Source organism: Paraburkholderia sp. FT54 (genome assembly GCF_031585635.1).
In the GTDB taxonomy this organism is placed as follows: domain Bacteria; phylum Pseudomonadota; class Gammaproteobacteria; order Burkholderiales; family Burkholderiaceae; genus Paraburkholderia.
Genome location: NZ_CP134196.1, coordinates 141,053 through 153,328, shown reverse-complemented (window position 1 = coordinate 153,328; position 12,276 = coordinate 141,053). Strand labels below are relative to the sequence as shown.

Annotated in this window: 11 protein-coding genes and 1 pseudogene; 5 read left to right on the top strand and 7 right to left on the bottom strand. The window is 59.8% G+C overall.

From position 1 onward, the window contains the following. Positions 1-185: 185 nt before the first annotated feature. From RI103_RS20025 to RI103_RS20000, 5 genes and pseudogenes are all read left to right on the top strand, one after another. The gene (locus tag RI103_RS20025) at positions 186-536 is read left to right on the top strand and encodes a response regulator (RefSeq protein WP_310817099.1); all 351 of its coding nucleotides are present in this window, start codon (positions 186-188) and stop codon (positions 534-536) included. Between the two features lie 399 nt (positions 537-935). After that, positions 936-1,121: a DUF3331 domain-containing protein gene (locus tag RI103_RS20020; protein ID WP_310817098.1), complete on the top strand. Its 186-nt coding sequence runs from the start codon at positions 936-938 to the stop codon at positions 1,119-1,121. A 104-nt stretch (positions 1,122-1,225) separates the two neighbouring features. Next, entirely contained in the window at positions 1,226-1,435 is a 210-nt protein-coding gene (locus tag RI103_RS20015) for a hypothetical protein (RefSeq protein WP_310817097.1), read from the top strand. A 134-nt stretch (positions 1,436-1,569) separates the two neighbouring features. After that, positions 1,570-1,872, top strand: a complete 303-nt coding sequence (locus RI103_RS20010) for a Dabb family protein (RefSeq protein ID WP_310817096.1) — start codon at positions 1,570-1,572, stop codon at positions 1,870-1,872. A gap of 1,212 nt (positions 1,873-3,084) precedes the next feature. Further along, positions 3,085-3,191 (top strand): annotated as a pseudogene (locus RI103_RS20000) (cold shock domain-containing protein); the annotation flags it as partial. Between the two features lie 1,121 nt (positions 3,192-4,312). Here RI103_RS20000 and RI103_RS19995 read toward each other — a convergent pair. The 7 genes from RI103_RS19995 to RI103_RS19965 all read right to left on the bottom strand — a co-directional run bounded on the left by RI103_RS19995 (position 4,313) and on the right by RI103_RS19965 (position 12,207). Then, positions 4,313-5,236 carry a LysR family transcriptional regulator gene (locus tag RI103_RS19995; protein WP_310817094.1) on the bottom strand — a complete coding sequence of 308 codons (924 nt, stop codon included), beginning with the start codon at positions 5,234-5,236 and terminating at the stop codon, positions 4,313-4,315. A gap of 247 nt (positions 5,237-5,483) precedes the next feature. Beyond that, entirely contained in the window at positions 5,484-6,332 is an 849-nt protein-coding gene (locus tag RI103_RS19990) for an ureidoglycolate lyase (RefSeq protein ID WP_310817092.1), read from the bottom strand. A 177-nt stretch (positions 6,333-6,509) separates the two neighbouring features. After that, positions 6,510-7,268, bottom strand: a complete 759-nt coding sequence (locus RI103_RS19985) for an amino acid ABC transporter ATP-binding protein (protein WP_310817091.1) — start codon at positions 7,266-7,268, stop codon at positions 6,510-6,512. Between the two features lie 69 nt (positions 7,269-7,337). Continuing rightward, positions 7,338-8,474: an amino acid ABC transporter permease gene (locus RI103_RS19980; protein WP_310817089.1), complete on the bottom strand. Its 1,137-nt coding sequence runs from the start codon at positions 8,472-8,474 to the stop codon at positions 7,338-7,340. Further along, entirely contained in the window at positions 8,474-9,766 is a 1,293-nt protein-coding gene (locus RI103_RS19975; protein ID WP_310817088.1) for an ABC transporter permease subunit, read from the bottom strand. Before RI103_RS19975 ends, RI103_RS19980 begins: the two co-directional genes overlap by 1 nt. 64 nt (positions 9,767-9,830) lie before the next feature. Next, the gene (locus RI103_RS19970) at positions 9,831-10,958 is read right to left on the bottom strand and encodes a transporter substrate-binding domain-containing protein (protein ID WP_310817087.1); all 1,128 of its coding nucleotides are present in this window, start codon (positions 10,956-10,958) and stop codon (positions 9,831-9,833) included. 163 nt (positions 10,959-11,121) lie between these two features. Further along, positions 11,122-12,207 (bottom strand): alanine racemase, encoded by a 1,086-nt coding sequence (locus tag RI103_RS19965; protein ID WP_310817086.1) that lies wholly within the window; start codon positions 12,205-12,207, stop codon positions 11,122-11,124. Positions 12,208-12,276: the final 69 nt, after the last annotated feature.

Here is a 12,276-nt window from a genome sequence, read left to right as displayed (position 1 = left end):
CAACCGCAGAGTAGATTCGCCCTTCGCCAAAGCCTATTCTTGTCTCATCGAGACAGCGCTCGCCGTGATGACAGCGCAGAACTCCGCAAGTCAGCGGGCATTCGACCTCTGCAACGCGCGCGAGCAACGGAATAGCCGTTGCCGGGCAGACAGAGAAGTGAAAACCCACCGCTTTGGGCCGGGTCATGGTGACGGTATTACTGGTCGACGACGACATGAACCTGCTTCAGGCGCTTGAGACGTTGGTCTGCGGGGAAGGTTACGAGGTTATGACTGCGTCGAACGGGGATGAGGCACTGCACGCAGCGCGCCGAAGGCGCCCGGACATCGTGGTTTCGGATTTCACGATGCCGGTCATGGACGGTGCCGCCCTCATCGGCGCGCTCGCGGCCGAGCCGGAGTTTGCAACTATTCCTGTCCTTCTGAATTCAGCGGTGGCGACACCGCCGCCCCACCTGCGGGTGTCGGCGTTTCTGAGAAAACCATTTGCAGCCTCGCGCCTGCTCGAACTGCTTCGGCTGCACAGTTCACGGTAGGGTTCAATCGCCGTGACCGGTCCCGGCGATACGCCGGCAATGGAAAACCATTCCTGTCTCCGTCGAGGAGTACCGCATCGACGAGAGCACAGCCGCCCGAAACAGTGCTAAAGGGAGGAACACGATGTTGAACGTTGAACCCAATACGACTTCGGACATCCTGTCAGAGAATGGCTCCAACATACGTCTATTGTCCCCGCACTGCTTCAGGCCATCACCGCTCGCCGCATCGACCGGGCCGGCCACCCCGGTCGAAGTCCGCTTACTGCGCTTCGTCTGCGAAGCGCCCGGACGCTTGGGCGTCGTTCCGTCCGCGGCAGACGGACCGCGGCGACGTGCGCACCACCCTTACTGTGACGGTCGTGCAGCGCCTGTCGAATTCGTGTTCACGGTGTTAGCGTGACCCCGACGCTTTGCAACTACGAAGAGCAGGTCTGGTCGCCGTGTCTCGCTCGCGCGTCGGGGCGTTGCGCCCTGTCCGGCAAGCCTATCAACCTGGGCGACTCGGTCTACCGTCCCCGAAACCGCGGAGGAGACTCAATGATTCTGGGCAGCGAGCTGGTCAAGACCCGCACAGGCACCTGACGCTCGCTGGACTTGGCGTATGTTGAGTCGAAGTCACTAACGAAGCATCGCCCGGTGATGGACGACCAGGGTGCGCTCCACCGTCCGGCAACAGGAGGTCCAAAATGAAAGTAGAAGCCGCCATGTTTGTACGACTGCGCCGTCTCGCTCCGGTTCTCGATGACATGCTCAGCGCAGGCGAGGTCGAGCACGCGGACCAGGCCGTTGGCCTTGAGTCGCTTGGCCAGCTCTGCTCGCAACTGTTCGATGCGTATCATTGTCAACACCCGCCCGAGATTGCGCAAGCGCGACTCGACGCCCCGGAGTCGCAGTGACGCACTAGCTCTGAACCGACCCGCGACTCCGGTATTCCGCGTCAGGTTCCTGATGAACTACCTCCCCCAGTTCGCGGTCAGCAATCACGCTCGCCCGGACCGTCCGTCTGTGCAGCGAACCGAGGAGGAAGGAGATGATTAAGCTCATCGTGATGCGGGACGTCCGTAGGGAGTCAGCGGCGGAACGGGAGCGTGCGGCGCTGCAGGTCAAGCGCATATTTGAGGGCATGCGCGGCCGAATCCCGTGTCTGCGACATCTTGAGGTCGGAGTCGACGTTAGTCGCGTGGACTATGCCTGCGATGTCGTTCTCTACTCCGAATTCGAGTCGATGGATGCGCTGAAGCAGTATGCCCACCATCCGGTACGCCTACAGGCCAGAGCGGAGCTGGAAGGCGTCCGCATCGCGCATCATCAAATTGATTACACGCGAATGTGAGCGTTTCTTATCAAGCTTACCTATTTTCCGGACCGCGCGTGGCGGCGCAAATGGCTAGGTAGAAGAAGTAAAGAATATCTAGCGAATGGCTTTCGTCGGTGCGGCATCTAGAATTTAAAAGCTTCTAGCAACAACGAAAATGTCTGCCTCAGCTGCACGCTGATGCACCGTGTCTGCGGCAAGGCTCCCCTCTAGACTGGCAGCGACTTCAGGTATCGCCGGTACAATCGAAAAACCTATCGCTTTGACCTCGAACCTGACCGCGCTTCCGGACGTACAAGGCGAATTTTTCAGATGCTCGTAAAGGACAAGACCGCAGTAAGCGTGACCGCACGACCCAGCCTCAATCCGCTTTACGGACGTTCACCGGAAACGGGCCAGGTTTGTTCAGCTGACCCGACGAGTCAGCGACCGACCTACGCGACCGCCATTCTGCCGGCTACCGCCCGACAGGGCTTTTCGCGGATGAGGCAAGCCAATCCGCGAAAGCCCCACCGTTTTGGATTTCTTTGTTTAGTGGCCGCTGTCGGCGTTGCATTGGGGCCGATGACCACAGGTAGCCGCTCCCGAGGGCGTTAAACTACCACTTGCACCGATGCTTCCGGATACACCGCCATACCCGGATGTGCTGTTTTCCACTTTGCCGGGTATCGCAGCAAGCGGGCCCGAGACAGGGTCCCCGTGGTAGGTCATGCCGGCCGTCGCCGCGCCATGCGCGTTGCCTCCGCCACTCCCACCATTGCCATTTCCACCACCTTGAGCAAACGCGGCGCCCGTCGCACACGTTCCAGCAACGGTCCAGCAGGCCAGGGCGAGCTTCAGTGAATACTTCATGATACTTCTCCTGCAAGTTCGACACGCTTGGGTCGCGTCGATGTGCCGCTAACGAGCGGACCGTTTGCATAGCGGCGATGCGCAAACGGCCGATTAAAACCCGGATACGCTGGACGCTTGCGGCGTGAGGGTCCGGGGTATGCGTTAGTCGTGTCCCGCTGCTTTATATGACACGGTGGCTGCTCGATGCGGGCTGCGACCCGGGGAAGGCCTCGAATCGCACTCTCGGACTGCGCTGGTGTTTTCTGGATGGACGGCGGACTCGGGGGATTTTTGAAGGCCTGGCGTAAGGCTGTATTCGAAGGGAGAGGCTGGTAGGTCAACCCGTCGGCGACACATCGTCAAACAACAGGTTTTCGAACTACGGCTTCAGGTAGTGTGAAGTGGTTCAAGGACGCAAAGGGTTTTGGTCTCATCACGCCCGATGATGGTGACGAGGACCTGTTCGCGCACTCTTTTCAGAGATTCGGGCAGGAGGCTTTAAGAGACAAGTAAACCTTTGGAACCCCCGCCTGGACCAAGCTCTAATTCGCCGCGTTTTGGCAGGTCGTTGAGCGTCTGTTCGTAGGCGACCTCAAGGTCCAGCACCGGCCACCGGTCCTGGATTGGATAGCCCACGCAAAAAACGCGTACCCCGGTCGGCCATCCGTTACTCGTGCGCACACCAAGGTCGACGAAGCAGGTCTCAAATGGATGCTTCGTTGCGCTATCGACGTGTCACGCTGACTTTCGGACGTCCAAATCAACCTCCTTCGCGGATTGCACTTCCTGTGTATCAACAGAATGTGACAAATGCATCACGTTGTCCTGTCAACGATGCGAATCGGCTCGCACGAGCGCTCCGAGTGCGACGCGCCCGCGATTGCAGCTGGACATTTCTCGGCCCGCGTTTTCGTCGACTGAGCCATCCATCGTGATGGGCCGTCTAAGCGCCCTGCCTTTTCAGGCACTGTCCTTCAACACTGAGTGAACGGTAACCCTTTGGAGACAGGCCTTTTAACCCGTAAAAACACGACATTTCTATCTGGCCGCCACTGCGACATCTTGAAATGGCTTTGACAAAGTTTGTTATGGCAAAGCTGTAATGTCGTACCTGGGCAAAGCTAGTGGGAGAACCTAAAACGTTAACTCGTTGTGCGTTTTCGGACGGTTTTCACCAACGCAGTGCAAACCCGGAGAAAGTTTGCCTATCACTTCCGTGAAAAAACCGTCCCGAGAAGTCTGCACTTTTACGTTCGGCATTGAATGTGGAGGTCCACCCATTTTCCAGAGCTGGTGACCGATCTATAGGTTTTGAGGCCAACTACTGGGGAAGTTAGTCAGGTAAGAAAGGTGCAGATCGCGCATTTAAAGGGCGGCTGCAAATTGGGACAAGGTGCCCTCTGCAGGAACTCTCAGTCGATCGTTGGGCCCACGGCGCCAGACCAACTTAACGCCGGCATTTGGCATGCGGAACCCGACTACCGCAATTGAAGTGCATCAGGGCGTTTGATCGCAGCATGGCGGCGCCGCGCGCGATACCATGCTGGTCACGTGGTACTCACGGGAGTCATCAATCCAGCAGCACAGCAGCACCTGAGGCCTGTCCGCGCTTGCCACGCTGGGGTTATTCGAGGCCACCGCGCGGTAACCAGGGTTGTTGCAACGTCGACGTCTGAAGAAGGTCCAGAAAACGCGTAGCACGCAGCGAGCGTCCATGCCGCGAACTGATCAGCGCAACGATATCGGCGTCCGGCTGCGTCCATGCCTCGAGCAGCGGGACGAGCCGCCCCGCGTGCAGATGTTCGGCGACGTCCCACTCGGAACGCGCAATGATGCCGAGCCCCGCAAGCGCCCAATCGCGCACGGTGCCGCCGTCATTGCTCGTCAAGACCGGCTCGATACGGACGTTCGCCGGTGTGCCGTCATGTTTCGGCGTGAAGCGCCACATGGTCACGTCCTCATCGTTTTCGCGCAGCGCAATACAGTCATGCGCGAGCAGTTCGTCCGGATGCCGTGGTTCGCCGCGCTGGGCCAGATAGCGAGGCGCGGCGCACAGGATGCGCCGGTTAGGCGCAAGGCGCCGGCTGACGAGCGACGAATCGCGCAATTCGCCGATATGGACCATCAGATCCCACATGTCGTTTGAAATGCGCGCGGGACGATCGGATAGCATCAGGCTTGCGCCCACTCCCGGATAGAGGCTGCGAAACTGCAAAATGGCCGGCGCGACGTAACGCTGCCCGAAACCGAGCGGCGCAATCACGCGCAGATGTCCGGTCACCGTATCGCGTCGCGACGCCAGCCTGTCCGACAAATTGCCGATGTCATCGCAGATCCGGCGCGCATGTATTGCAAGGAGCTCGCCCTCATCGGTGAGCACCATGCGCCGACCCGACCGGTCGATTAACCGCATGCCCAACCGGGTTTCCAGGAGACGCAGTCGCTGCGTGACCGCGGGCGGCGTGACATTGAGCTTACGCGCGGCATCCGCCAGCGACACGGCACTCGCAAGCATGGTGAAAAAGTGCAGGTCCTCGGTCGAGATCATTGTCTTGAGCGTTCGCGCAGCGAACAGAGCATGTTAGCCCGTGGTTTTCTGATCGCCTTACTTTTTGGCGTCATCGTGAGGGAGATTCTCGTGCGCGAGCAGTGGACGGCGCCAGCGCCAACAGAAACGTTTGGACAACTGCATGTGCATTTCACGGGGGGCAGTTCACGCGGACTGTCCCCCGGGGCATGCAAGGAAGAACAAGCTCGCCGTTGGGTTGTTCGCCGGAATGCAGGCGACCAACGTGTCATTCGGCCGCGTACGCAGTCTGGCGCTGTTCGCCGAGGCCCTCGATGCCAAGGCGAATCCTCTGACCCGCCTTCAGGTAGATCGGCGACGGCTTGACACCCATTCCGACTCCCGGCGGCGTGCCGGTGGAGATCACATCACCCGGTTGCAGACTCATGCACCGGGACAGATACGAGACCAGCTTCGCGACACTGAACACCATGGTGCGCGTATTGCCATTCTGGTAGCGATGGCCGTCGACTTCGAGCCACAGATCGAGTGCCTGCGGATCGGCCACCTCGTCGCGTGTCACGAGCCAGGGACCGATCGGACCGAACGTATCGCAGCCCTTACCCTTATCCCAGGTACCGCCGCGTTCGATCTGCCATTCGCGCTCCGAAAGGTCGTTGATGACGCAGTACCCCGCTACGTACGCAAGCGCATCTGCTTCGTCGACGTACTTGCAAGGCTTGCCGATGACGACTCCGAGTTCAACCTCCCAGTCGGTCTTCTTGGAACCACGCGGGATTTCAACGCCGTCATTCGGACCGCACACGGCGCTCGTCCACTTGTTGAACACAATCGGCTCAGTGGGCACCGGCAGATTCGACTCGGCCGCGTGGTCGACGTAGTTCAGGCCGATGCAGACAAACTTGCCGATGTCGCCCACGCACGGACCGATGCGCGGTTCGCCCGGCACGAGAGGCAACGACGCGGGATCGACCGCGCGCACCCGAGCAAGTCCGGCGTCCGTCAGCACCTCACCAGCGATGTCGGAAACGACATCCGACAGATCGCGAATCTTGCCTTCGTGATCCAGCAAGCCCGGTTTTTCCTGGCCTTTTGGCCCATAACGAAGCAGTTTCATCGTTGTATTTCCCAAGGTGTTCTATTGAAAATCCGACTTCTTCAAATCGCCCGTCTAGCTTGAGCTCGCGCCGGGTGGCGCATCGGCCGCTTTCATGTCGACGCTGGCCGTCTCAATACCACCCTCACCCATGCGCGGGCGGCATACGTTCCTGGATCGGTGAGCGTCGCTGCGGCATCAATGCTTGAGTACCCGTGACAGGAACGTTCGCGTTCGCTCATGCGTGGGACTGTCGAAAATGACTGCCGGCGTGCCCTGTTCGAGCACCTTGCCGTGGTCCATGTAGATGACCCGGTCTGCCACCTCGCGCGCGAAGCCCATTTCATGGGTAACGATCATCATCGTCATCCCCGAACTGGCAAGCTCGCGCATCACTTCAAGAACCTCGCCTACCATTTCCGGGTCAAGTGCCGAGGTCGGCTCGTCAAACAGCATGATCCGCGGCTCCATAGCCAGCGAACGGGCAATGGCGACCCGCTGCTGCTGCCCGCCGGAAAGCTGGGAGGGGTACTTGTCGACATGGTCGCGCAAGCCAACGCGCTCGAGGAGCTTGCGGGCAATCGTTTCAGCACGCGCACGTGGCCACCTGCGGACGCGGATCGGCGCAAGCATCACGTTTTCCAGAACAGTCTTGTGCGGAAACAGGTTGAAGTGCTGGAACACCATGCCGACTTCCCTGCGGATACCGGCCAATTCCTTCCTCGACGTTCCGAACCCATCCTCCGATGGCGCCAGCTCAATGCCATCGACAATCAGCCGTCCGTCGCCAAAATTCTCCAGCCCGTTGACGCAACGAATCAGGGTCGACTTGCCGGAGCCGCTCGCACCGATAATGACAACCACTTCGCCACCCTGTACCTGCAGATCTATGTCTTTCAACACGTGAAATGCGCCGTACGATTTGTTCAGCCTGTGCATTTGGACAATCGCGGACATATCCACTCCTTCGTCAAAAATATCTTCACCCAGCAAAGAGGCCGGCCATCAGTTTGTTCGACGCGCCGGTTAGCGCGCCCCTTCGCTCATCTTCAGTTCGATACGGCGGGCCCCGTACGATATGAGCGAGCCGATCGCAAGGTAAGCTGCGAACAGAAAAACGTAGACTTCATATTGCGAGCTGCTGTACTGCGGATTGGCGAGCACCGTCTGTCCGGCCTTCAGGAAATCGGTGAGCCCGATGATGAACAGCGCTGGTACGTTGTTGAACAGGTCAAGCACGTTCCCGACGAGCGCAGGAATCACCGCCTTCAACGCCTGCGGAAGAACGACGATGAAACTCTCGTCCAGCTTGCTGAAGCCCAATGACCGGGCTGCCTCCGATTGCCCCCGCGGCACGCTCTGAATACCCGCACGTACATACTCGGCGGCGTAGGCCGCGTAGAACAGTACGAAACCCGCGACGCCCCGAGCCAGATCGGGAATGTGAATGTCAGGGGGAAACACCAGCGGAATAATGATCCATGACCAGTAGACGGTACAGACGAGCGGCACGGAACGCATCAATTCGATGTACCCCGAGCACGCCAGTCGCAGGCTCGAGAATCGACTATTTCTGCCGAATGCCAGCAGGATGCCTACCGGCAGGCTGAGCAAGGTGGCAATCACCGTCACGAGGACGCTCAGAAGCAGACCACCCCATCGGTCGACGCCGGCCGGAACCAGCAACGCGCAGAGGGCACCCACGCCCAGAAGCCACAACAGGCCCATGCCGCGACCGATCTGCGGCCAGCGGCTCGTAGCGGCGCATGCTGCAAGGGCAATGGACAGGCAGCCGAACGCACCGGCGAGCCACTGCAGTTGCATCCCGTAAGATACTGCGGCGGCCAACGCCAGAGCGGCTGCGATGACAACGTAGCGCTTCCAGCGTTTCGCGATCAACACGAGACCTAGGGTCATGCCGAACAGTGCGCTCAGTCCGGCCCCAGCAACCAGCGCACGCCAGATCTGGTCCCTGGGAAACGTCCCGACCAGCAATACGGCCAGATTGTCGACCACGACCGACCAATGCGCCGTGAACAGGACCCAGCGCGCGGCCAGGATCGCGACATATAGCGTCAGCGGAATCGACACGAGAGAGAGCAGCGAACTGGATGGGCTCGCAAACAGGTTGTGCCGCGCCCAGCGGCCGATCGTCTTCGCCATTACCGTGCTCCTTTCTTCATGACATGCCGGTTGTACAGATTCGCGATTGCGCTGATGGACAAACTGATCAGCGTGTAGACCACCATGACGATGATGATGCCTTCCAGCGCCCGGCCGGTCTGGTTGGCGACAGTCCCATATACACTGAACATATCGGGAAAGCCGATCGCAATCGCAAAGGACGTGCTCTTCGCCACGGTGACGTACAGGTTGCCAAGCGAAGGCAGAATGACGCGTACCGCCTGCGGCAAGACGACGACCCAGAGGGATTCGCGATGAGCAAGACCTAATGCCGCAGCGGCTTCCCACTGCCCTCTGTCGATCGATTGCACCGCGCCGCGGACCACTTCAGCCACATACGCGGCGAAATTCACGCCGAGTGCGATGATCAGACTGGCCATCTCCGGAGAGAAGCCAGCGCCGCCCGACACCGAAAAGGCGCTGGCCTGCGGCATGTCGATGCTGAATGGCCGTCCAGCGAACGCCAGGCCCAGCAGCAGTATCCCGGCACCGGTTGCAAAAGCCACGCGCCGCCGACCTGGTGTGCGAAGCAGCACGCCAATGGCGAACACGGCCACCGCGAGTCCTGCAAACCACGCGTAGCGGGATAAAGCCGGCGTTGCGACCAGCCACGGGATAAACACACCTTGCCGGCTCGCGATCAATGCGCCATGCAACAGCGACGCATCCGCCAGGCTCGGCAGTTGCAGCAGCACAGCGAAATACCAGAAGATGAGCTGAATGAGCAACGGCGTATTTCGTATGAGTTCGACAAACGCCCACGCCCAGTTTTTGACAACCCAATTCTTCGACATCCGCCCAATGCCGACAATCACGCCAATAACGGTGGCAAGCACGATCGATATAAGCGCGACGACGAGCGTGTTATATAAACCCGCAAACAGCGCCTGGGCGTAGGTCTGCTGGGAATCGAACGGCACCAGCGACAGGCCATGCGGACCCTTGGCTATCGTGAGACCTTCACTGAGGTTGAAGCCGGCGGGCTGCTCGAGAAAGTCGAGGCTAAAACCGATGCCATGGCGTCGAAGACCTGCCCATACCATGCCCAGGAAGGCCAATACGGCCGCGACGATGCCCGCAAGAATCAGCGTCTGGATCGCCGCTGCTCGTGTGCGTGCCAACCTCCGCCGCTTCAACTCCGATCGTGAGGCGGGCGAAGGAGGACGGCCGAACGATCTGTTTTCCGTGCTGAACGGCTCTACTTGCGACACGGTTCCTTCTCCACTGACGTCAGAACTTCCACTACGGTCGGACAGTTCATCTGGTTTCATATCCGGACTCCGCTGAAGACGGCGGCAGCCTACTCGCCACCGGCTTCAGCGCGACTCACGCTGTTTAATACCAAGGCGGCGAATACATCATGCCGCCTTCGTTCCACGCCGCGTTCAGAGAACCCTTGCGCTCGATTGCATAAGGTGTCTTTGGGCCAATGTTGCGGTCGTAGATTTCCCCGTAATTGCCGACGGACGCGATGACCTTCTGCACAAAATCAGGCTGCAGACCGAAGTCCTTGCCGAGCGTACCGTTCACCCCCAGGAATTTTTTCAGGTACGGATCGGTGGTCTTCACGAAGGTTGGGAGATTGGCTGAGGTGATGCCATGCTCTTCGGCTTCGAAGGTCGCAAACACAATCCACGTCAACGCGGCGTGCCAGCGAGGATCGCTCTGCGATACGAATCCAGCGAGCGGTGATTTGTCGAACGCCTCAGGGAGAATCTCGAAAGCAGCCGGATTGCTCGCATTACCGCGCCAGCCAGCCAAAGCAGACTTGTCCGTCACCATCGCATCACAACGTCCGGAATTCAGGGCGTCGAACAGTTTGTTTGTGTCCTGATAAGTCAGCGCCTTTGTCGATGTTTTCCAGTTGTGAGCCTTGAAGTAACCGGCCAGCATCTGTTCCGTTTCCGAACCTTGGGTGGTGCAGAACGTTGCGCCGTTGAGGTCGCTAATGTGTTTAACTTTCAGTGCGGTCTTGACGAGGACGCCGGTGCCGTCATAAAAGTTGGTGGGCAAGAAGGAAATGCTAAGCGCCGCCGACTCGCGCGTCGGCGTAACCGTACTATGGGCGAACACGACGTCGGCCTGTCCGGTGCGAAGCGCGTTGAAGCGGCTCCGGTCCGTGACGATCACGTACTGGACCTTCTTCGGGTCCCCAAGTACGGCGGCAGCGGTCGCCTTGCACAGGTCGACGTCCATCCCTTCCATCTTGCCGGTCTTCGTATTCAGATAGCCGAAGCCCGGCGTTGCGTTGTCCGTGCCGCACAACAGCGTGCCGCGCTTGACTACCGCGCTCAAGTGATCTTCATCGGCGTGCGCAGTCGACATTCCTAAAGTCAATGCACCGCAACTCACCGCCAGCCACGCGAAGCGACGTCCCGCATCAAAGCGAATCTTCATGACACTTCTCCCGCCCGGAAGGATGACGTCGACCCGCCTGTTCCGGGCACCATCGGCGCGACGCAAAGACACAACCAACCATTGATATTCAATTCGTATTCCTCTACATTGTCGCCAATTCATTGCTGAGCAAAATCAGCCAACACAACTTGTCGAGCCATTCGCTAACGTGAAATCCGCTATGCGGATACATGACTTGTCAGCGGGCGGATCAATTGATCGCCAACTTTCACCAACCCCTGAATCGTGGCCACTGCGCTGCGATTTCCCGCGAGCCCGTGCGAATCAGCTCGTAGTTGGCGTGCTGGGCGGCGGTCGCGCAGGCATGATTCGGAAGGATGCGCACCAGCGAACCGATTGGCAAGTGAGGCAGCGACGCCCCACTACCGTTTCGTGCGGCGATAATCCCCTGCTCCTGATTCGCCTGGACCATGATCAGGTCTGGGTAGGGCACGCCGTCGACACTGCACACGACACCATAACCCTGGTCGATGCGCTGCGACGCCGTACCGCGATCGCGCGACATCGCCATCCAGCCTGCATCGACGAGAATCCACCCCTTGTCTGCCTGATGACCGATGACGGTAGCAAGCACGCTGAGCGCGATGTCGTCGACCGCGCAAACCTGAAGACCCGTCATCACGAGATCGAAGAAGACGAACACACCCGCACGCACTTCCGTGACGCCCGTCAGGTCAGCCGCGAAATGAGCCGTCGGCGTCGAGCCCACGCTAACGACCGGGGCGGGCAGTCCCGCATCGCGCAACACCGTTGCGCATCCGACCGCAGCAGCGCGTTCGCGTTCGGCGATTGCGACGATCTCTTCGATGCTCCTGCAGGCGTACGATTCGCCCGCATGAGTCATGACGCCGCGCAATTCCGCACCGCCACCATGCAGCGTGTTTCCGATGGTCACCAGGTTGATCGTGTCCTCGAGCCGCACGCCGGCGCGATGACCGTCCGAGTCGATCTCGATCAGCGTTGGAATACGGTCATTCGTGCGGCGCGATTGCTCGGCCACCGCACGCGCGGCGTCGACGTTGTCCACCACGACCGACAAGTCGATGCCCTGCCGGCGCAACGCAGTCACGCGCTCGAGCTTGCTGGGCACCACGCCTACACCGTAGAGGATGTCGCGCACGCCGCCGGCGGCAAATTGCTCCGCTTCCTGCAGGGTCGAAACCGTAGCCGGTCCGCCCTGACCATCCATCACGCGACGAGCCACTTCGATCGACTTCGGCGTCTTCAGGTGCGGGCGCAAATTGACGCCGCGTTCCGCGAGACGTGCTCGTAGACGCGTAATGTTGCGCATCATGCGACTCTCGTCGAGCAACAATGCGGGGGTGGGTAGGCACTCGATTGAACCAGACGTTACTGTGCGCGA

Coding starts and splice junctions, on each gene's coding strand:
- RI103_RS20025 (WP_310817099.1), top strand. CDS start 186: ATGGTGACGGTATTACTGGTCGACGACGACATGAACCTGCTTCAGGCG.
- RI103_RS20015 (WP_310817097.1), top strand. CDS start 1,226: ATGAAAGTAGAAGCCGCCATGTTTGTACGACTGCGCCGTCTCGCTCCG.
- RI103_RS20010 (WP_310817096.1), top strand. CDS start 1,570: ATGATTAAGCTCATCGTGATGCGGGACGTCCGTAGGGAGTCAGCGGCG.
- RI103_RS19995 (WP_310817094.1), bottom strand. CDS start 5,236: ATGATCTCGACCGAGGACCTGCACTTTTTCACCATGCTTGCGAGTGCC.
- RI103_RS19990 (WP_310817092.1), bottom strand. CDS start 6,332: ATGAAACTGCTTCGTTATGGGCCAAAAGGCCAGGAAAAACCGGGCTTG.
- RI103_RS19985 (WP_310817091.1), bottom strand. CDS start 7,268: ATGTCCGCGATTGTCCAAATGCACAGGCTGAACAAATCGTACGGCGCA.
- RI103_RS19980 (WP_310817089.1), bottom strand. CDS start 8,474: ATGGCGAAGACGATCGGCCGCTGGGCGCGGCACAACCTGTTTGCGAGC.
- RI103_RS19975 (WP_310817088.1), bottom strand. CDS start 9,766: ATGAAACCAGATGAACTGTCCGACCGTAGTGGAAGTTCTGACGTCAGT.
- RI103_RS19965 (WP_310817086.1), bottom strand. CDS start 12,207: ATGATGCGCAACATTACGCGTCTACGAGCACGTCTCGCGGAACGCGGC.